The sequence below is a fragment of the Synechococcus sp. O70.1 genome (assembly GCF_047462215.1).
Lineage (GTDB): Bacteria > Cyanobacteriota > Cyanobacteriia > Thermostichales > Thermostichaceae > Thermostichus.
In genome coordinates, this window is record NZ_JANSIT010000001.1 from 107756 (window position 1) to 128471 (window position 20716).

General features: G+C 60.4%; 14 protein-coding genes. 7 read left to right on the forward strand and 7 right to left on the reverse strand.

Features of this window, described 5'->3' with window-relative positions:
* Positions 1–585 precede the first annotated feature (585 nt).
* Together NW833_RS00525 and ppsA are read right to left on the reverse strand one after the other, a co-directional pair.
* Positions 586–1854 carry a dihydrolipoamide acetyltransferase family protein gene (locus NW833_RS00525; RefSeq protein ID WP_414411193.1) on the reverse strand — a complete coding sequence of 423 codons (1269 nt, stop codon included), beginning with the start codon at positions 1852–1854 and terminating at the stop codon, positions 586–588.
* Between the two features lie 69 nt (positions 1855–1923).
* On the reverse strand, positions 1924–4389 hold the full coding sequence (gene ppsA / locus NW833_RS00530) for a phosphoenolpyruvate synthase (RefSeq protein ID WP_414411194.1): 2466 nt from the start codon (positions 4387–4389) through the stop codon (positions 1924–1926).
* 312 nt (positions 4390–4701) lie between these two features.
* Between ppsA and NW833_RS00535 the strand changes: the two genes are divergently transcribed.
* The 3 genes from NW833_RS00535 to NW833_RS00545 all read left to right on the forward strand — a co-directional run bounded on the left by NW833_RS00535 (position 4702) and on the right by NW833_RS00545 (position 8168).
* Positions 4702–5655, forward strand: a complete 954-nt coding sequence (locus NW833_RS00535) for an RluA family pseudouridine synthase (protein WP_414411195.1) — start codon at positions 4702–4704, stop codon at positions 5653–5655.
* Positions 5656–5833: 178 nt separating this feature from the next.
* Positions 5834–7561: an alkaline phosphatase D family protein gene (locus NW833_RS00540; protein ID WP_414411196.1), complete on the forward strand. Its 1728-nt coding sequence runs from the start codon at positions 5834–5836 to the stop codon at positions 7559–7561.
* 247 nt (positions 7562–7808) lie between these two features.
* Entirely contained in the window at positions 7809–8168 is a 360-nt protein-coding gene (locus NW833_RS00545; protein ID WP_414411197.1) for a hypothetical protein, read from the forward strand.
* 57 nt (positions 8169–8225) lie between these two features.
* Here the strand turns inward: NW833_RS00545 and NW833_RS00550 are convergent, their stop codons facing one another.
* The 3 genes from NW833_RS00550 to NW833_RS00560 form a co-directional block, all read right to left on the reverse strand.
* The gene (locus NW833_RS00550) at positions 8226–10520 is read right to left on the reverse strand and encodes a glycosyltransferase family 2 protein (protein WP_414411198.1); all 2295 of its coding nucleotides are present in this window, start codon (positions 10518–10520) and stop codon (positions 8226–8228) included.
* Positions 10521–10580: 60 nt separating this feature from the next.
* Entirely contained in the window at positions 10581–12515 is a 1935-nt protein-coding gene (locus NW833_RS00555; RefSeq protein ID WP_414411199.1) for a cellulose biosynthesis cyclic di-GMP-binding regulatory protein BcsB, read from the reverse strand.
* A gap of 116 nt (positions 12516–12631) precedes the next feature.
* Positions 12632–13033, reverse strand: a complete 402-nt coding sequence (locus NW833_RS00560; RefSeq protein WP_414411200.1) for a cupin domain-containing protein — start codon at positions 13031–13033, stop codon at positions 12632–12634.
* A gap of 276 nt (positions 13034–13309) precedes the next feature.
* On the opposite strand from NW833_RS00560, the gene NW833_RS00565 reads away from it, so the two are divergent.
* From NW833_RS00565 to NW833_RS00580, 4 genes are all read left to right on the forward strand, one after another.
* Entirely contained in the window at positions 13310–14929 is a 1620-nt protein-coding gene (locus NW833_RS00565; RefSeq protein WP_414411201.1) for a hypothetical protein, read from the forward strand.
* A complete protein-coding gene (locus NW833_RS00570; protein WP_414393605.1) occupies positions 14926–16035 on the forward strand; it encodes a hypothetical protein in 1110 nt (369 codons plus the stop codon). The genes NW833_RS00565 and NW833_RS00570 overlap by 4 nt, the downstream gene beginning before the upstream one ends.
* 28 nt (positions 16036–16063) lie before the next feature.
* Positions 16064–16963, forward strand: coding sequence for a hypothetical protein (locus NW833_RS00575; protein ID WP_414411202.1), 900 nt, complete (start codon positions 16064–16066; stop codon positions 16961–16963).
* Positions 16964–17064: 101 nt separating this feature from the next.
* Positions 17065–17901: a universal stress protein gene (locus tag NW833_RS00580; RefSeq protein WP_414393609.1), complete on the forward strand. Its 837-nt coding sequence runs from the start codon at positions 17065–17067 to the stop codon at positions 17899–17901.
* Between the two features lies 1 nt (position 17902).
* Here NW833_RS00580 and NW833_RS00585 read toward each other — a convergent pair whose 3' ends face one another.
* Together NW833_RS00585 and hisS are read right to left on the reverse strand one after the other, a co-directional pair.
* Complete coding sequence (locus tag NW833_RS00585) at positions 17903–19387, reverse strand: hypothetical protein (RefSeq protein WP_414411203.1); 1485 nt, start codon at positions 19385–19387, stop codon at positions 17903–17905.
* A gap of 7 nt (positions 19388–19394) precedes the next feature.
* Positions 19395–20654: a histidine--tRNA ligase gene (gene hisS, locus NW833_RS00590; RefSeq protein WP_414411204.1), complete on the reverse strand. Its 1260-nt coding sequence runs from the start codon at positions 20652–20654 to the stop codon at positions 19395–19397.
* Positions 20655–20716: the final 62 nt, after the last annotated feature.

Below are 20716 nucleotides of genomic sequence, written 5' to 3' on the forward strand. Positions count from 1 at the left end.
GAACTGGCCAGATAGATTGGGATACTGGGCCGTTTGTAGGACGAAGTCCTTCCATCGGTGGAAGATCCTTGGCAAGTTCCCATTAGTCAAGCCTATCAGAACTGAAGACACCCAGAGCCCCGATAGACCCCTGGGATCAATCTTCTCGAGCAGAGCCTCCTAAAGGGGATCTTGGCAGAGGGTCTGCAATCAGTAGGGAAATTTGAAGTTCTAGCGTTGTCGGCCAACCACGACCACTTGCAAGCAGCCCAGAGCAGATGCTGAGCCGGTATATCCTAGGAACGGATCCAGATAAGTTACAGGTCAGCCATGTTCTCTTTCATTCGCCCGGTCGCGCGCAACAGCTGGCTGCCCGCTTAAGAGATCCTGGGGCTGCCCCGCTGCAACTCATCGATGTGCGAGAACCGGTAGAGCCAGAGCTAGCCAACCTCAGTGCCCTTGGCTTTAGTACCGAGAGTAGCGCGAGTGGATTCTGGCGGAGCTTGACCGAGATTGCTCAGCTCTCGTCCTCTGCACCCACAACATTAGCGTCGGCATCCACGCCTGGGCTCTTGAGGTCGATCCCAGCCTGCCCCTTATTGAGTTCTACAGCGTCAGGGATTCCACCTTTTGCTCCAACAACTGGGCTAGATCTTGCAAGAAGGCCGCAGCGTGGGCGCCGTAAATGACGCGGTGGTCGCAGGTGAGGTTAACCTGCATTTGGGAGCGAATGGCAATGGCTTTTTCCGGCGTAGCCACCACGGTGGGGCGAGCAGCGCCAATGGCCAAGATAGCCCCTTGGTTGGGGGGCAGGATGGCGTCGAAGCGATCCACCCCAAACATGCCCAGGTTGGAGAGGGTGAAGGTGCCACTGTTGTACTCTTCTGGCTGCAGTTGCTTGCGCCGCGCTCGCTCCACCAGCTCCTTCCAACGCCGTGAGAGTTCGTACAGGTCAACTCGGTTGGCTTGCTTGAGCACAGGGGTAATTAGGCCCCCATCCTCCATGGCCACCGCCACGGCAATGTTGATGTCCGCTTTGTAGTGGATCCCGTTTTCTGTGTAGCTGGCATTGAGGAGGGGGTGCTTTTCTAGAGTGAGGGCCACAGCTTTGACCAAAAGGGCCGTCAGCGTTACCCCCTTGGGCTTCACCTGTTGGTAAAGCTGATCCAAGCTGTCGGTTGTGATGGTGTAGCCGACGTGGAACACTGGCACACCCAGGCTGGCGTTCATGTTGTGCACCACCGCCGCCTGCAGGGTGCTCAAGGGAACCACTTCTCCCAAGGGCGCAGAGACAGGGGGAGGAGCAGCCGAGGAAAAAGCTGCCGCCGGGGCAGAGGCAGCCTGAGCTGCGGCCCGCTCCACATCTTCCGCTACGATGCGGCCCCCTGGGCCAGAGCCGCGCACAGTGCTCAGGTCAACCCCCAAGCTCTCTGCCAGTTTCTTTGCCCGTGGGGAAGCCAGGATCCGCTGGGATCCGGCCCCGTCGGAGCCAGTTGGGGGTGCGGAGGTGGAGATCGCTGCAGGGGCAGAGGCTGGCCGTTGCACTGGGGGGACAGAGGCTGCACTAGGCGTAGCTAGTGGCGCAGCACCCTTAGAGAGGGCCTTAGCTCTCTCTTGAGCCTCGGCCACCTCTGCTTCGGTTTCGGCAATGAGGGCAATGGGCGTGCCCACCGGCGCCGATTCCCCTGCCGGTACCAGGATGCTGGCCAGAATGCCGCTGTGGAAGGACTCCACATCCATGTCCGCCTTGTCCGACTCCACCACCAGGATGTTTTCCCCTTTCTCCACCCGGTCGCCGGGGTTTTTCAGCCAGGCAACGATCTTGCCCGTTTCCATGGTGGAGCTGAGGGCCGGCATGGAGAGTTCGTGGATCATGGCGGGGATGGCAACACAGCAGAGAAGATTGTAACCCAGCCAACGCGATCCCAGCGCAGCCCCCTGAGCCTATTGGGTACCATCGCCTTCCGCCTCAGCCACCACCAACAGAGTTTTCAGCAGGGAATCCGGGTTGAGGCTAATGGAGTCGATCCCTTGCTGCACTAGGAAGCGGGCAAAGTCAGGGTAGTCGCTGGGGGCCTGGCCACAGATGCCAATCTTGCGCCCGTGGCTTTTCACGGTCTGGATTACCTGGGCGATCATCCGCTTGACCGCCTCGTGGCGCTCGTCAAAAAGATGGGCCACCAGGGCGGAGTCGCGGTCCAACCCCAGGGTGAGCTGGGTGAGGTCGTTGGAGCCGATGGAAAAGCCGTCGAAGATCTGGCAGAACTCGTCGGCCAGGATGACGTTGCTGGGCAGCTCGCACATGACGTACACCTGCAGGCCGTTTTCCCCTCGCACCAGGCCGTGGCGGGCCATCTCCTCCAGCACCTTGTGCCCTTCTTCGGGGGTGCGGCAGAAGGGAATCATCAAGATGACGTTGGTCAGGCCCATCTCGTCCCGCACCCGTTTCATGGCCCGGCACTCAAGGGCAAAGCCGTCGCGATAGCGGGGATCGGTGTAGCGGGAGGCCCCCCGCCAGCCAATCATGGGGTTTTCCTCGTGAGGCTCGTAGCGGGATCCGCCCAGCAGGTGGGCGTATTCGTTGCTCTTGAAGTCCGATAGCCGCACGATCACCGGCTTGGGGTAGAAGGCAGCGGCGATGGTGGCCACTCCCTGGGCCAGCTTGTCCACAAAGTACTCCGGCTTGTCAGAATACTGGGCGGTGAGCTCTGCCAGGCGCGGCTCCTCCTTGACCGCCTCCTCGTAGTGAACCAACGCTAGAGGGTGCACCTGGATGTGGTTGGCGATGATGAACTCCAGCCGCGCCAGACCCACGCCATCGCAAGGGATCTCGCTGAGGCCAAAGGCTTTTTCCGGGTTGCCCACGTTCATCATCAGTTGGGTGCGGGGGCGGGGCAGCTCCTCGAGGGGGATCTCTGTAACTTCATAGGACAGCAAGCCAGGATAGACGCGCCCTTCCTCCCCTTCGGCACAGGAGACGGTGATAGGATCGCCGGAGCGGAGTACTTGCGTGGCGCTGCCGCAGCCAACAATGGCCGGGATCCCCAGCTCGCGGGCGATGATGGCCGCATGGCAGGTGCGCCCCCCTTGGTTGGTGACAATGGCGCTGGCCTTTTTCATGATCGGCTCCCAGTCGGGATCTGTTTTCTCCGTCACCAGCACCTCGCCCGCTTGGAACTGATCCAAGCGGCGCACATCCAAAATGACCCGAGCTGTGCCCTGGCCAATGGCCTCCCCCACTGCTCGTCCCCGAACCAGGGGTTCTGGGCGCGCCTGTGGCTGCGTCAAGCGATAGGTCTTGAGGCGGTTGGCGGCTTTTTGGGACTGCACCGTCTCGGGGCGGGCCTGGACGATGAACAGCTCGCCCGTGATCCCATCTTTGGCCCACTCGATGTCCATGGGGGTGAAGCGGCCCCGCAGCGCCGAGTAGTGCTCTTCGATAAGGCAGGCCCAGCGAGCCAACTCCAGGATCTCGTCGTCCTTGAGGGCATATTGCCGGCGTAGGCTTTCGGGGACGGGTACGTTTTTGGTGAGGCGGGATCCCTCCTCGTCGTAGACCAGCTTCAGGGCTTTGCTGCCCAGCTTGCGCGAGAGGATGGGCCGCAGCCCCTGCTTCAGGGTAGGCTTAAAGACCACGTATTCGTCGGGGTTGACGATCCCTTGCACCACGTTTTCCCCCAGGCCATAGGCCGCGGTGATCAGCACCGCATCTTTGAAGCCCGTTTCTGGGTCGATGGAGAACATCACCCCCGAACAGGCCAAGTCCGAGCGCACCATCTTCTGTACCCCCACCGAGAGGGCCACCTGAAAGTGGTCAAAGCCCTTGATCTGGCGGTAGGAGATGGCCCGGTCGGTAAACAGGCTGGCAAAGCAGCGGTGGCAGGCATTCAGCACCGCCTTTACTCCGTGCACGTTGAGGTAGGTCTCCTGCTGGCCGGCAAAGCTGGCGTCGGGCAGGTCTTCCGCCGTGGCGCTGGAGCGCACTGCCACATCGGTGTCAGGGCCGTAGCGCTCGCACAGCTTCTGGTAGGCTTCGGCAATGGCCTGCTCTAACTCCAGTGGGAAAGGTGTCTGCAGGATCAAGGTGCGCGCAACTTTGCCCCGCTCGCGCAGGTTCCGCACATCCTCGATGTCTAGATCCTTGAAGATCTCCCGCAGCTTCTCCTCGAGGCCGCCAGCGGCAATGAACTGGCGGTAGGCATGGGCAGTGGTGGCAAACCCCAGGGGCACGCGGATCCCTTTGGGGGCTAACTGCTGCAGCATTTCTCCCAAGGAGGCGTTTTTCCCGCCTACCTGAGCAATATCCCGCAGGCCCACCTCTGTGAGAGACAAAACCAAGGGCGGCTCTGAGCCAAGCTGGCGTTGAGGGGGTTGCTGAAGCTGGGACCCCAGCGCTGCTCCATCCAACATGCCTTGCTTCCTTGTACCCAGCGGACCAACTGTGCAATAAGTGCTGCAACACTTGCGTGTAGCAAGAAACTTTCCCCAGCCAGAATCTGGCCCGGCTTTAAGGAGCTATACCCCCACTGTACTGAGGGTTTTTCTCTGGTTAAAATCCCGGCACAGCCCCCTAGAGAAACCTGAGAAGGAGACGACACAGAGCCAATCCTGCCAAGATCCTGCTGAGAAAGCTGACACAAATCTTCGACCTTTTTTACCTAATGCAAAAGTAACCGCTCTGCCACAATGTTTTCAAAGCAGCAGTTTGCGGAAACAGGGCAAATGGAAGACCCCAGAGATCCAGTGGCAGAAATTCGCCGGGTGACAGTGACGGAAAAACAGCAGGGCTTGCGGCTGGATCGAGGATTGGCAGAGCAACTGCCGGAGCTGTCGCGCTCGCGCCTGCAGCAGCTTATCCGCCAGGGCCAGGTTTGGCTCAATGGGCAGCCCTGCCGGGATAAGGATCGCCCCCTGCAAGCGGGGGATCAGATCGAGGTGCGGATCCCGCCAGCCACCCCAACCTCGTTGCAGCCGGAACCGATCCCCTTGGACATCCTCTACGAAGACGAGGATCTCCTCGTCCTCAACAAGCCGCGCGGCCTGGTGGTGCATCCCGCTCCCGGACACGCCAGCGGCACCCTGGTGCATGCGCTGCTGGCCCATTGTTCTCACCTTTCGGGGATCAACGGCGAACTGCGTCCGGGGATTGTCCATCGCCTGGACAAAGACACCACCGGCGCCCTGGTGATTGCCAAGCACGATCAGGCTCACCAGCACCTGCAGGCCCAAATTCAAGCCAAAACTGCCCGGCGCATCTACCTGGGAGTGGTGTTCGGGCGTCCTGCCCAGAGCCAAGGCACTATCTCTGCCCCCATTGGGAGGCACCCGGTGGATCGGCAGAAGATGGCCGTCCTGCCCCCCGGCCAAGGGCGAGCAGCGGTAACCCACTGGCAGGTGCTGGAGCGCCTGGGCAACTACACCCTAATGCAGTTTGAGCTGGAGACCGGTCGCACCCATCAGATTCGGGTGCATGCCGCCCACCTGCACCTGCCCATTGTTGGGGATCCCCTCTACACCCGGAGCAAAACCAGCCCCGTCAAGCTAAGCGGCCAAGCTCTCCACGCCTGGAAGCTCTCCTTTGTTCACCCACGCACTGGCCAGCCACTGCAGTTTACCGCTCCCTTGCCAGAGGAGTTTGAGCGGCTGCTGCGGCAGTTGCGCAGCCAGGTTAGCTAAGGGAGAGGCTAGCAGGATTGCAAAAAGCTAGGGCACGGAGCTCGGCGTTCTTAAACAGAAGCTAACCCAGCTTTCACCAATCCACAACCTCCGCTCGGGGGCAAAAGTGCTTGACTAAAGGCAACTAGCCATTGTTGCGGATCCCTTTACATTTGCCGGCGTCGCTGAGGTTAGCCTTATGAGTTCCCTGAGCTCCCGTCGCTTTTTCCTGCAGTTGTTGATGTTTGGGGGTGGGGCAGCTGCCCTGGCCGCCTGTGGGGGCACCTCCAGTTCTTCTATCCCGCCGCTGGGGGAGCCGGGATTTCCCCAGGGGGTGTTTGCCGGGGATCCCACCCCCGAAGGGGCAGTGCTCTCAACGCGGGTGGTGCCGGCTAGCAGCGTGGATACGGTGGCGGTGACGCTGCAGGTAGCGGAAAATGCTGGGTTCAGCCCTATTCTGCAGCAGGTTTCCCTCATTGCCCGCCGCGTGGCCGGTCGCAACTACCGCACCGAGCCAGGCGACTACATTGTCCGCACCGTCGTCACCGGCCTAAGACCGGCGCAGCGCTATTTCTACCGTTTTGTTAGCGAGGGGTTTACCAGCCCCGTGGGCCAGTTCCGCACCCTGCCAGCTCCAGGCGATGGGCGGCCCATTCGTTTCTTGCACATTAGCTGCGCCAACGAGCCTCCCTTTCCTATTGGGGCAGCCATGTTGGCAGAAGTTAGCCGCGGCGACATCGATTTCATCGCCTTCAACGGCGACACCGTTTACGCGGATCGCTTCTGGCTGGGTCTGGATCCGATACCAACGCTTGAGTTTTACCGCAGCCTCTATCGGGATCAGCGGGATCCCAAATATGCCGGGCCGGAGTTTGCCCAGTTGTTCAGCCGCACGGCTTTTGTTTACAACTGGGACGACCACGAGGTGATCGACAACTACAGCGGCCAGAAGGCCCGCGGCGGTCGCGCCGTCCAGCTCAACGACGCCACCGGGCAAACCCGCGATGTGGAAGACCTTAGAGTGTTAGGCTACCAAGCCTTTTTTGAATACAGCCCCATGAACCCGAATTTGACGGATGTGCCGGGGGTGGATAGCCGGGATCGGCTGTTTCGCAGCTTCCGCTACGGGGCCAATGCCGAAGTCTTCATCCTCGACCTGCGCCAGTACCGCGACTTGGCTGCCGTGACCCCTATCCTGCCCATCTTGCCCCCCGCCCTGACTCGTCAGCGCTTTTTGGAGCTGGCCGGCATCCGCCTCACGCCCGAGCAGGAGACCCTTTTCTTCGGCCCGCCGGGATCCGAGCAAGCCCTGTTTAACCTGCTGCGCCGCACGCCGCGCACCCTCTTGGGAGAGCCGCAGAAGCAGTGGCTGTTCAACGGCCTGCGCAACTCCACTGCTACCTACAAGTTCATCGTCAGCGAGTTCCCCATCACAGTGACCTATTTCCGCTCCAACGACGTGTGGGAGGGCTATTGGCTGGAGCGGCAGGAGGTGATCGACTTTATCGAGCAGAACAACATCCGCAACGTGGTGTTCCTAACCGGCAACAACCACGCCGGTTTCATCGGCCAGGTCAACCCCGGCAGCAGCAACCCTATTTGGGAAGTATGGACTGGCCCCACCGGACGGAGTGTTACCGCTTTAAGCATCGATGAAGAAGGGAATCGCCTAGGGATCCCCAACGCCAGCCGCCTCTACTACCGGATTGTGAATGGCTTTCTGGCCCCTGTGAACCCTGCCAATCCAGAGGTGAGCGGGATCCCTGGCGTAACAACGGGCAACCTGCGCTTCTTGGAGCTGGCAGTGCCTAACTACAACGTCATCGAAGTGTCCGGCAGCCGCTGCACCATTCAAATCAAAGGCCCCACCGGCAGTGTTCTGACCGATCCCCTGGGACGCCGCGGAGAACTGATTCTGCCCCAGTGAGGAGCTGGATAGCTCCGGCCTAGAAAAATAGAGGGCTTTAGGCAGATTTTATCCACCCTACTCTGATCGAAATCAAGGGATCCCCGCTCTGGTCGGGATCCCTTTTTTGCGATTTTCAACATGGGATCCTTAACGTGATCTGGATCATTCGGGAGAAACAGAGTTGGCTGCTAGAGTGTGGGTGTTGAGGTGGATCCCTGTAGCCAAATCCATTCTTTCTCCGTTCTTCAGTAAGGAGGGCATTCCTATGGCTTCGGTGCGGGGCTGGTTGATGGCAAGCCTGATAGGGGCAGCCGCGGTTGTCGGGGGTGCTGCCGCCTGGGCTCAGAGCCGTAGTTTGTGGCTTCTTAATGGACAATCGACCGTAGTTACAGGCTACTTCTACCAAGGTGAAAACATCTGGGCGCAGTGTGATCGGGATTGCTTCGATGTGGATCTGGTGCTTTACGATGCCAGTGGTCAAGTGTTGGCTACAGACGAACTCTTGGACGATTTCCCCATTGTGCAAGCACCCTACGAGGGAAACTTTGCCGTTAAGGTGATTATGGCTAGCTGTCTCCACCCGCGTGGTTGCGCTGTGATTGTAGATTCGGACTACAGCTTCTAAAGGGGCGCCGGCTGTCCTTAACTTCGCCCCCACGGCTTGGAAAGCCAAGTCAGCAGCCTAGCCTGCTTTCTGGGTGGCTTCTTGCACTTTGGCGTGGGTAAACTTGCTTATGCCATGGACGGTCTTCTCCCAGTAGAAGGGCTTGGTAAAAAGCTGCCACAGGGCCATATAGGCTGCGATGGAGTGGAGCTGCCAATAGATGGGGTTGAGCAGGGCATAGAAGGCCAGATCGTAGTAGCCGCGTCGGAAGACAGCCACCAAGTTCAAGTAGATCCCGATGGCATTTCCTACCAGGAGATTGAACAAGCCTAGGTAGATCAGCCAACTCGGGAAAATGTTTTGCAGCCAATGAGCACGGGTGAGCAGCCAGTAGAAAAAGAGCAGCCACATAATGGGGCTGGTGAGGAAGGTGAAGAAGCTGCCCCCGATGAAAAATTGGTAGGCCAGCCAGTTTTTGAGGCCCAGTTTGCGCAACGAGCGCAGGGGGTGGCGGTTGTGGACTAGCCAAGTCTGCATGTAGCCCTTGATCCAGCGAGAGCGCTGCCGGATCCAGTTTTTGAGGTCGCAATTGGCCTCTTCGTAGGTGGTGGAGTTGATCACCCCTACCGTGTAGCCGTGCTGGCTGGCGCGGATGCCTAGATCGGCGTCTTCGGTAACGTTAAAGGGATCCCATCCCTGCAATTCCCGCAGGCGGTCGGTGCGGAAATGGTTGCTCGTGCCTCCCAGGGGGATGGGCATTTTCAGAGTTTCCAAGCCTGGCAGGAGGTAGTCAAACCAATAGGAATACTCCAGGGTAAACATGCGGGTGAGGAAGTTCTCGTTGCGGTTGAAGTAATTGAGAGCAGCCTGGACGCAGACCAAGCTGGGATCCCCTTTTTTGAAGGCGATGATCGCTTTTTTGAGTTGGTCGGGGTCGGGGATATCCTCAGCGTCGTAGATGGTGAGGTATTCGCCGCGGGCAAAGGCTAGGCCATAGTTGCAGGCTTTGGGCTTGGTCTTGGGCTTGCTATCTGGCACGATGAGTAGGCGCACGTAGCGGGGGGGCTTGGCGGCCCGAGCGGCTTCGATGGTGGCCTGGTCGTTTTCCTCCAGTAAGATAATCACATCCAAGCGCTCGTGGGGGTAGTCCAGCTTGGAGAGGGAGTTGATGAGAATCGGGATGACTTCTGGCTCTTTGTAGACCGGCACCAGGATAGTGTAGATGGGCAAAGTGCGGTCATCGAGGGCAGCCACTTCCTCATCGGAGATCTGGTGGAAGCGATCGGCGGATCCCACCAGGCTGAGCACGAACTTAAAGAAGATCGAGGCTACATAGAAGAGATTGACCAACAACACCAAAATCGTCAGGGTTGTCCAAGGAGCACTGGCCAACCCCCACAGCAGCAGCACCAGCAGGCCGTAGCCTACCGCAATTTGGGAGGGGGTAAACACCCGCGAGGCCGATTCCTCCGGCAGACGGGTCAGCAGCTTGTAGACTGCCTCTTGGCTGAAGCGGGATCCCTGGTCTTGGCTGAGAAGCTGCGTGATATCCTGCTCGGTGCCCAGAACTTTTTCAATACGCAAGCCTGGCCGCCAACTGTAGAGCAGCTCATCCACCGCCCAGTCCAGTGGGTCATTGACCATCACGGTGAGGGTGTTCTCATCCGTCCAGTTCAAGGGGTAGAAGAGGTGGCGCATCATCAGCTCGGGCTCGAACTGGCGGCTCAAGCTCTCGTCGCGGTAAAGCAGCCCTGTCCCCATCAGCTCCGAGACGGAAGGATAGCCCAGCAAATGGGCTAGGATGCTGAGATACTCGGGGGTGGAGAGGTAGCTCAGCCGGGTCAGCACTTGCCCCAGGTTGGATCCAGTGCGGCGGCGGATGTCCAAAGCCTGCTGCCACTGCTCTAAGGTAAGACGGCTGCCCAGCAGATCGGCGGCCAGCTTGCGTTCGAGGATAACTGTCAGGATCTGCTTTTCAGTGGCCGGGATCTCCCAGAGTTTTTCTGCTTCCGGGCACAGGCGTTTCACAGCCTGCCAAACGCCGGGGTAGCCCGGCTCTTCAGTGGCCACGACAACGGTTTGCGGGTTGAGCCAGCCACAGGGCAAAAAGCGCACCGGCACCAGATCGATAGGCTCGATCAGCCAAGGCAGCTCTAGGTCGAGGGGATGCTCGAGCAACCAGCTCCTCAGCTTGGGCCGATCCAAGATCTGACAGCAGAGGCGAGCAAACTGACGGGGGTGCATGGCCCGCAAGCTCCAAAGAGCCCTGGGCAAGGAGCAGCCCACTGCTTCGCGGTACTCCTCGGCTTCCGCCAGTTGCTGCCGGGTGAGGTAGCCTGTCTGCACCAGCCAGGACTTAATCGACTGCAGCATGGCCTCGAAGTTTGGGTTTGGCTTCAGTCTGGCTCAAGCAGAAGTCGATGACTGGCCCCCCTAGGAGAGGGTCGGGGATTCGGGGCGGCGGGCCAAGCGTTGGTAGGTATTCCAGGCCCCTACTGCCAGCAGGAGAGCCAGCACTAGCACCAGCCAGTAGCGGTACTGCCACAACAGGAGCTGCCAACTGAAGCGACCGGGGTAGCGCACTCGATAGCCTTGAGGAGTGAGATCCCAGCTCTGTACCTGGGTGAGCTGGGGGGTGGCAGCGTAGGCGGTGAGCACGTTTCCCTGTAGCTGGTTGGCCAGGCGGGTGCGCGGATCGGCAAGGCCACGGCTGAGGCGCTCTGCCAAAGCTGGATCGGATCCCCACCAAGACAGCCACAGGGTGGGCTTGCCCTGAACCAAAAAGTACTGCAGCAGGCCAAGGTTTTCTTGTGGTTGAGCAGCCAGGGCCACCTGCTGGTTTAAGGGATTGAGGATCTCAAACTGGGATCCCAGCCGGATGGGGCTATTTAGATCCACCTGCTCTGGGGCGGCTACCAGGATTTGCCAAGCGAAGTTTCCGCTCTCCAGTTTGCCTCCCTCTTTGGGCAGAAACTTCACGGCGGGCAAAAGCGGTCGGGCGGCCAGCCGGCTCAGGGCCCCAACCAAATAGGCAGCAGCCGGCAGCAACTGCGGATCCCCCAGCCACACTTGGCCCGATCCCCGCAGCACTGCTGGAATCTCTTGCAGCTCCCCAGTGGGAGCTTGGTAGCCACTCCAGAGAAGGCCAGAGCTATCCGAGCGCACCTGGACTGTTAGCGGTGTCAGGGATCCTCGACAATTGCCTGGGCTGGCCCCATAGTCAAAGCGGAGCTCCAGTTGATTAAAGCGGCGCAACAGGCGGGTGGGTAGGGTAACGGTCTCGTTGAGCTGGGTGCGCCCGGTTAGGTTGTAGGTGCGCAGCAGAACGCCATTCAAGAACACGTAGCCCGTCAGGCGATCCCCCACTCGGCCATCCACCGGGTTCATAATGACGTCTAGTTGCGCCGCCAGATCCCGCGGGCGCCCCCCCAGTTGAGATAGGTTGAAGTTGAACACCAGCGACTGGCTGCCAAACCCCCGCAGCAGGGGATCCACAATCCCCAGCTCACGGAAGCTGAGGCGGTTGGCCCTGAGAGCCTTCTCCAAATCGGATACTGCTACCACCTGGATCCCTCGGCTCACCAGACCTGCCCGCTTCCATTCTTCATAGAGAGCAAGAATAGCTTCCCGGCGGGCGGCCACTCGCAGGCGGGATCCCTCGGGGGTAATTTCATGCTGCAGGTGGGGGGTGAAGTTGGCCGGTTCTAGGGTAACCTGAGCTCCTGCAACCGGGCGGTTGCTCCAGAGAATAGGGGTCTGGGGAAAGAGGTGGGAAAGCAAGCTATAGAGCCAAAGGGCCGCTTCTGCGGCTTCAGGAGTAAGGTTGGCTGGCACCACCAGAGTAAGCTGAGGGTATACCAGGCGCAGAAAGCCAGCCACCGTGGTATCCGGAACGCGGGGCACCAACTCAAAGAAACTATCCCGCCCCACCGTCAGCAACAGATTGCCGGTGTTGAGATCGGCGCAGATGTCATCGCTGATGCTCAAAAAAGGCTGGACGGAGACAGTAATAAAGCGCTCACCAGGGGGCAGATCTGGGATCGGCACCCGCACCACTGGCTCTTGCCGCAAATCTCGCACCAGGAAGGTACCCGCCAGCTCGTCATTGATCAGCACCCGCACCGTGGACGTAGGTTTCAACACCGGCGAGGGAGTCAGGCGCAACTGCACAAAGCTGGCCTCGGGGTCAAGGCCGTTGAGGGGGGCAGGGACAGTAACATCCAGGCGCGGGTTGGATCCCTGCAGCAGCACCGAGCGCTCGTAGCCTAGCCTTTGGAAAGAAAGGAGCTCTGCCTGTACTGCCTCTACCGGCACGCAGCACAGCAAACTGGCAACGAGCAGCGCCCATTGTTTTCTCTTCTGGCTCACCTTTTTGTTTGGATCCCTAGACCTGCACAGACAAAGCCTAGCGCTAAAAGGTGGGAGCAGCCGTCCAGGCTTCATATTAGCCGGTCACAAGAGAGCTTTCTTGTCTTGGGCCTACCCTATGAGCGAGCGTAGTCGTCCTCGAAGCGTACAATATCGTCCTCTCCCAAATATTCCCCGTTTTGCACCTCGATGACGACCAAAGGGGTAGTGCCAGGGTTTTCCAGGCGGTGCTTGGTGCAGGGGGGAATGTAGGTGGATTCGTTGGAGTTGAGTAGCATCACCTCTTCGCCCCGCGTGACCCGCGCCGTACCCCGCACCACAATCCAGTGCTCGCTGCGGTGGTAGTGCATCTGCAGGCTGAGTCGATGGCCAGGCTTGACTTCGATGCGCTTGATCTTATACATCGGCCCCTCATCCAAGACCCAGAAGGCTCCCCAGGGTCGGATTTCTGCCTGGGAGGGCAAAAGCTCCAGCGTTGGAATTGCCGCGTTGTCCCTGTCCCGCGCAGACTGTAGCATTGAGGTCACACCCTGTTCCCCTTCAAAGACCTTCCTATCTTCACCTGCAGCCCACCAACTTTTCATCGACCATTTTGCTGAACCCAATACGCCAAAATGCGTAGAAGAAACGCCTCGAAAATACGGCTCTGCAGGGATCCCCAAAAACACCCACCCATCACCCAATGGTTTTTCTGAAGCTTGTTGGTATCCAGTCGCTTTTGGGATTCCCTAGAGGATCCGAGTCTCCCAGCTCAATTGTTAAGTTTAGTAGTTGAATTTGTTTACGAAGCATCTATGTTTGCAACTCAGCTTAAAGCCTTCTGGAGGCTCTTTGCGCCCATCGGGATCCCGTTGCTGCTCCTAGCTGGCCTTTTGTGGGGGCTCAAGGAAGGCTGGGGCTGGGTAAGCCTGGAGATGCAGTTTCTTGGCTACAAGGGATCCGTAGCCGCCCTGGGGCCGGATCCGCGCCTGCCCATTGTCGGCACCACTTTCCCCCCCTCCCTGGTGCTGGCCACGGCCATTTTGGGGCGATCGCCGCTGTTGCTGCAGGCCATTTTGGGAGCCCTGTTGTTGGGCTGGATGGGGCAACAGTTGCGCCGTCTGCCCGCCGGCCTGGGGTGGCGCTGGCTGTGGGGCTTGTTGCTGCTGCTGCAGCCGGCTTTGATCCTGATGCTGCTGCGTAGCCCCGCCTGGACGGCCACCTCGCTTTTGCTGGGGGTGAACATGGCCTTGTTGTTTCCCCTGGCCGATGAGAAACAAGCAGTGGAGAAGGATGAGCTGCCCGTTACGCTGCGGCTGCTGCTCATTGGCCTGACCTTGGGGCCCCTGATGGTGCTGCGCTGGGAAAGTAGCTGGCTGCTGCCCTGGCTGGCGATAGCGCTGCTATTGGCTTTTCGCCGCGAATCCTGGGGGTTTCGCTGGACTTCGCTTTTGGTGGCAGGCTTTGTCAGTCTGGCCTTGATCCTGAGCTGGCTGTACGTCAACTGGCTGTCGGTGGGGGATCCCTGGGCCTTTACCTTTCAGGTGGGCAGTGGCCTGCGGCTGCCCCAGTTGCGGGAAGACTTACAGCAGGTAGGTGGCTGGCGGGGGGTGCTGGAGGCTGGGAAATGGCTGGCGGTGCTGGCCCCTGCCTATCTGCTGTTGGGGCTGGGATCCCTGTTGGGTCACGGTTCGGGCCGCTGCGTCTGGATCTTGATCTGGGGGATGCCGCTGGTGATCCTCTTAGCTTCTCTGGGGCAAGGGCTGTTTCTGCCAGAGCTATGCCGTTTTGCTGTTTTCTGGGCACTCTTGCCTCTTGGGATGAGCGCCTACCTCGCTCGTGGAGCTGGTCCCCGTTGGGCTAAGTGCTTGTTGATCACTGCTCTCTTGGGGCTGAACTGCTTGACTGCCGGCTATGGGCTAAGCCAAGAGCCGGGTTTCCTCATGCCCCTGGTGGCCGAGGAGCGGGATCTCTGGGAGCGACTGGTGGCAGAGGTAGCACCCATAAGCCCCCAGTTGGAAGCTGCCCAAGACCTGTACGAAGTAACTCCTAGCGGGCAAGCTCTAGAAACATGGCGAAGACAGCGCCAGGAAAAGCGCCAGGTTGGGCAGTATCTCTATCGCCACCTGTTGCCCGGGCGAAAAGTGCTGGTGGACGACGACATCCACTTTGAGGCTATCTTTTGGGCAAGAGACCCGCGCCTGTTTCTCACCCCTCACCAGTACGAGTTTGCCCTGGCTTTGCAGCACCCCCAGGAGCAGGTGGACTACCTCTTGGTAGCGGGGCCGGCGGATCCCTTGCGGAGCGCCGATCGCATCCTGCAATTTTGGCCTGAGCTCAATTTTGAGGGGCTGCCGGGCTTCAGGGAGGTCTACAGCTCCCCACAGGTGCGGCTGTGGGCTCGCCAGGTAAAGCTTGAGGAGGAGATGGAATGAGCTGGAGACGACGATGGCCGAGGCGACAGGTGCTGCAGATGGGCGGAGCGCTGCTGGCTGCCTATGGGGTTGCCGGCTGTGGTCAAGGCTCCGAAAACGTTGCCCTTGGGAACCTGAACTTGTCAAAGCTGCTGGCCCGCTGGGAAGTGGGCATCGGGGCAGATCCCGGTCGCTTTCTCTGGGAGATTGAGTCGGATCCTCAGGTGGCGGCGGTGGCGCAGGGGTGGGATCCCCATTTCTTGAGTGGCTGGCTCAACAGCTTTGATCACCGCCAGGGGGATCTCTCCTTTTGGCGCAACTGGCACCAGGCCGGGCTTTTGCGGCAGTGGTTTGAGCGGGGCTATACCCTCCACATCATCACCTGGGAAGACGACACCCACCGCCCCTGCGGCGACTACCACATCTCCCAGCAGTTTATCCAAGACATAGCCGAGCTGGCGGGGTATATTGCCCAAGCCAACCCCCAAGGCCGCCCCACTTACTGGAGCTTGGCCACCGAGTTCTCCTACTGGCGCATTCCTGCCGATACCTACAACGCCGACACTGCCCCCTACTACCAGGCTCTCATGCGCAACGTCCTAAGAGCTCGCCAGGCCATCAAGGAGCGTTTGCCAGAGGCCGAAGTGGCCCTCTGTTGGGGCGGGTGGATTGCCACCTTCGACGATCCCCAGCGCGGGTCGGGGCGCAGCATGGTGGAGCCTTTTGCCGAGACGATGATCCAGATGGACGGGATCGCCTTCCAGTCCATGCGCCAGCGGCGGCCAGGGGAGTTTAACCCAGAGCTGAACGGCCCGGATCCCGGTAACCCGGAGCAGATCCGCCTCTGTTGCCATCTCTTTGCCCCCATCCACCGCAACTTGATGCTGGCTCACTACGAGCCCTCGATTAAGGAGAAACACCCCAACGGCGGTCGGGCCGACACGGTCCAGGTGGACTTTGCCATCATGAGCCGGCGGGAGTGGCTGCAAGAGGTGTCGCAACTGGGGCTGCGGCGCATGTCTCTCATGCACTACGGCCTCTACAAGGGGGATCCCTATGGGGCGCTGACAGCAGCGCGGCAATTCCGGGCCCGGGTAGGTTTGCCGGCTGTTGCCAGGAGGGTGTAGCCGTGGAGACGAGGACCCAAAACGGCCTTTGGCAGATACAATCCCCCTTGGCGGCGCTGTTGTTGGGGATCCCCAGATGAAGCCTTTTGCCATAGCAAGAAGCTGGCTGCCGGGCCTAAGCCTTGTCTTGGGTCTGGAGCTGCCAGCCTGGGCAGGCTGTGGCTTTCCTCGCGGAGAAGGGAAGACGTTTTTCTCGCTGCAGCCCGAGGTCTACCAACCCCGCACCCGCTTTGACCAGGGAGGACGCCTGCAGCAGGCCCTTTCCGAGTACGGCGAGACCCGCCTTAACCTGTTTACTGAAACTGGCCTTAGCGATCAACTCACCCTCAATCTCAACACCAGCTATGTTTTTTTGGAAAATCGCTTTGCTAGCGGCGACCAGCTTGTAACCCAGCGCAACCAGGGCCTGCGGGATCTGGAACTGGGCCTGCGCCATACTTGGGGAGAGGGGGATCCCTTTTTCTCAGCTCAGTTGACAGCCCTCATCCCGCCTGGATACGCCACCGAAAATACCCCCCTGCCCTTGGGGTACGGAGTCTTTGGCTACGACTTCAGCTTAGGAGCGGCAGCCAATGTCGAGCTGGGATCCCTGCCCGCCTTTTTCGACTCTTGTCTTACGTTTCGGGATTACCTGGGCTATCCGGGCGACCGCCTCAAAGCCAACTTGACCTTTGGAGCGGATCTCAGCCCTGAGGTGCAGGCCATTGTGGCTCTGGATGGCGACTTTACCCTCGGCAACGGCGCCCCTTTGCTCTTTGGAGATGTGGCAGTGCAGGATCCCGACTACGATAGCCTCAAGCTTTCCGGCCAGCTCAACTGGCGGTTGGAGGGAGGGTTAACGCTGGGCCTAGGAGGGTTTCAATTCTTGACTGGTCGCAACACCAATGCCGGCGGCGGCTTCACTGGCTATGTGTGGCTGAGTTACTAAAACCCAACAAAATGTTGCGGGATATCCGCCTCGGTAACAGGGATCCGCAGCGCCAGATCTAGGATGAGTCTTGGCAGCTGTTGGCCAGGAGAACGGATCCCATGCCTCGCTTTGAAAACATCATTGCCGCCATCGACGGCACTGGCCCCACCGAGCAGATGGTGCATACTCTCCTGTCCTTGCCGGCCTTTGCCCAGTGCCACGTGACGCTGCTGCATGCGGTGCCTTCCCAGACTTCTGCCGAGGAGATGCGGGCTGCCTGGCAAAGGGGGCAGGAGCTATTGGCCCAGACGCTGCAGACCTTTCCCCCGCGACCTGGGCTGAAGATCAGCACCCAACTGGTGGAAGGGGATCCCAAGGTGGTGGTGCTGCAGGTGGCTGAATCTCTACCCAATCCCCTGATTGTCATGGGATCGCGGGGGCGCAACCGCATCATGGCCATTTTGCAGAACTCGGTGAGCCAATACGTGTTCCAGCTTGCCTCCTGCCCCATGCTGCTGGTCAAGGACGACGCCTACGTCAAATACCCCAGCCACGTCATGGTGGCCCTCAACAACTCCCCCGCCGCCCAGGCCGCCTTTGCCACGGCCCTGGATCTAGTGGCCGGCATCCCGGGAGCCCAGATTTTCCTAGCCTCTGTGCAACTGGATGCCGATGCCCAAGCGCGGGACGAGGTTCTGGATAAAGCCATTGCCACTCTCAAAAGCCGCCAAATCAGCCATCGGGTGTTCACGGCGGTCGGGGATCCCGGCACTGAGATTGTCCGGCTGGCAGAAGAAAGCAAGGCCGACCTGCTGGTGATGGGATCCCCAGATCGCCGGCCCAGCATTGCCCGCAGCATCCCCGACTTGGATCGGCTCTTGGGACGATCTGTCTCCGACTACGTGCGGGTGCATATCGGCTGCCCAGTGCTGATGGTGCGCTCTGTCCAAGACTGACCTAGGGCAAGATGGAGCGGTGCTCCGTCACGCGGTCGCTCTGCTGCTGGCGATCTGGGCTGACGGCCCAAGCCTCAAAGATTAGCTCAGGGACGCCGGGAGGGATGGTCATGCGGGTGAGGGCTTGCCACTGCCCCTGCTCGTTGCGGGAGAAGTCCAGCAACCAACGAGGGCCATCCACCAAAGAGCGGGTGCGGCCATGCTTGACCCAAAACTTAATCCACAAGGGAGGCTGCTCGCTCGAGCTACTGGCAGAATTGAGCGAGGCGGGAAAACGCAGCACTACGTCAAAATTGTCACCTGCCCGCAGGTGCTCGGGCACCAGCAGTTGGGGCGCTGGGCACACGCCTGGGGGCAAAGGTAGGGTTTCCGGGTTTTGGTCGGTAACAGCCGAAGGTGAGGTGGGCTGGATCTCGGTTTGGGCTGGCAGGACAGCCTCTTTGCCAGGCGGCTCAGTTGGAAGAGTCCCCACCCCAGGTTGGGCGTTGGCTTTGGCTGCAGCCTCTGCTGGGGAGGCAGGGGAGGCTGGGAGTTCTTCTGGCGGAAGCGGGTCGGGAGCTTCTTTTCCCCCAGAGGCGCTGCGCTGCCAGATGCGCAACAACTTCTGCAGGGTGCGCTCGGGGGAGAGCAAGGTTGTAGTCGAGGCAGGGCTGGCCTCAGGGGTGGGTGGCTCTGCTTCCTGGGGCAAAGAGGGTGGCCCTTCCCCCTGGCCGCGGCAACGAACAGAGAAGGGGACTCTCAGCAGCTCTGGATGCTGCCAGGAGGAGGGAGCGAGGCACACTTCTCCCTGCAGAGGGCGAGCCCACGGCTGACTGGGTAGGGTGAGGGGAATGCTAAACACTGCCGTTCGCGCCTGTCCTGGGAGTTGAATCTGCCGTCGCCCTTGGAAAAGGGGATCCGGGCTCCCCTCCTGCCAAAGCCGTACCTGCAGTTCGCCGCTGCAGCCAATTCGCCCCGTCAACACCAGTACTTCCTCAGGGGATCCCTCCAGTTCGCTGTGCATGAGGGAAAACAGCTCGGGTGGGGGGGCAGGCTCTTTGGGCTGAGGAGCGGATTCGGGCTCTGTTGGCTGGGCCACCAAGGCGGCTGCTGGTTCTGACTGAGCCGGGGCAGGCACGACCTGGAAACGCAGACAATTCTTCAGCTCCTTCTCGCCAAACAGCTCAGCTATCAAGTCGGCATCGCGGCAGTGCAGTTCCCAGGAACCAGGGGCAAGACGAGTGGCCGGCAAGATAATGGCGATCCCCTCCTCGTTGGTGCGCACCGAACGGGTTTGCAAGAGTTCTCCCTTCGAGGCCTTCGCCTCTGCTGGGGCTTGTTCATCCTCTGCTGCCAAAGGGCGGTGGCGAACTTCCACAGTAATGGTGAAGTAGGGCTGGGGACAATGGGCCAGGACGGTGTACGTGTCTTCCTCCAGAATGGCTCCTTCGGCTGGTACTGGCTGCCATTCTTCTTGTCCGTTGCGCCGTACCCAAAAACTCAGCATTCCGCGGTCACCTCTGGGAGAGCAAATACTTCACCAGCTCAGCTTGCAGGAGGGTTTGCTGCTGTCCTGTGGGCAAGTGCTTCAGCTGCACCTCGCCGGCCACCGCTTCCGCATCTCCCAGGACCACAGCCCAAGTGGCGCCGCTGCGGCTAGCCCGCTTGAACTGCTTGCTAAAGGGGCTGCCGCTGAGATCCAGCTCGGTGCAAAAACCAGCTTGGCGCAGGGCCTGGGCAACCTGAAGGGATTGGGTCTCTGCCTTGGCTCCGCGGGAGATCACGTAGACGTCCAGCGGCCTGGCCACCCCCTCTAGCTGCTTCTTTTGCAGCAGCAACACCAGCCGCTCCATGCCGATGGCCCAGCCTACGGCCGGGGTCGGCGGTCCGCCCAGCTCTTCCACTAGGCCGTCGTAGCGGCCGCCCCCGCAGACGGTGCTCTGGGAGCCCAATTCCGGCGAGACGATCTCGAAGGCGGTGTGGGTGTAGTAGTCCAAGCCGCGCACCAGGTAGGGATCCAGCTCATAGGGAATGTCTAGGGCTTTGAGATGAGCTTGCACTTGCTCGAAGAAGGCGCGTGAGTCAGCGCTAAGGTAATCGGGCAGCTTGGGCGCTTTCTCAACAATGGCGCGGGTGTGGGGATCCTTGCTGTCGAGGATGCGCAGGGGGTTGCGGCCAAGGCGCTCCTGGGAGTCCGGATCCAGCTCTTCCTTCAAGGGGGTGAGGTAGTCCACCAGGGCTTGGCGATAGGCCAGCCGGTCCTGCGGATCCCCAAGGGAGTTGAGCCGCAGAGTGAGATTTTCCGCCCCCACCGCCCGCAGCAGATCCCAGGCCAGAGCGATAACCTCGGCATCGGCGCGGGGATCGCGGCTGCCCAGGAGCTCCACCCCCAACTGATGGAACTGGCGTTGCCGCCCCGCTTGGGGACGCTCGTAGCGAAACATCGGCCCACAGTACCAGAGGCGCTGCACATCGCCCGCCATCTGCAGCCCGTGTTGGATGTAGGCCCGCACCACACCAGCAGTGTTCTCGGGACGCAAGCTCACCTCCTGCTCACCGCGGGTGCTAAAGGAGAACATCTCCTTGCCCACCACGTCGGTGGCACTGCCGATGCTGCGAGCAAAAAGCTCCGTCAGCTCCAAAATGGGGGTGCGGATCTCCTGGTAGTTAGCCCGCCCCAAGATCTCGCGGGCACTGGCCTCCACCTGCTGCCACAGCCTTACCTCCTGAGGCAGGATGTCGCGGGTACCCCGCACCGCCTGGATTTTTCCCATGTCTGTTCCTCTCACCCAGAGCCCCGCCCTGGGAAGCAAGGGTTCGTGTCAATGCCATAATA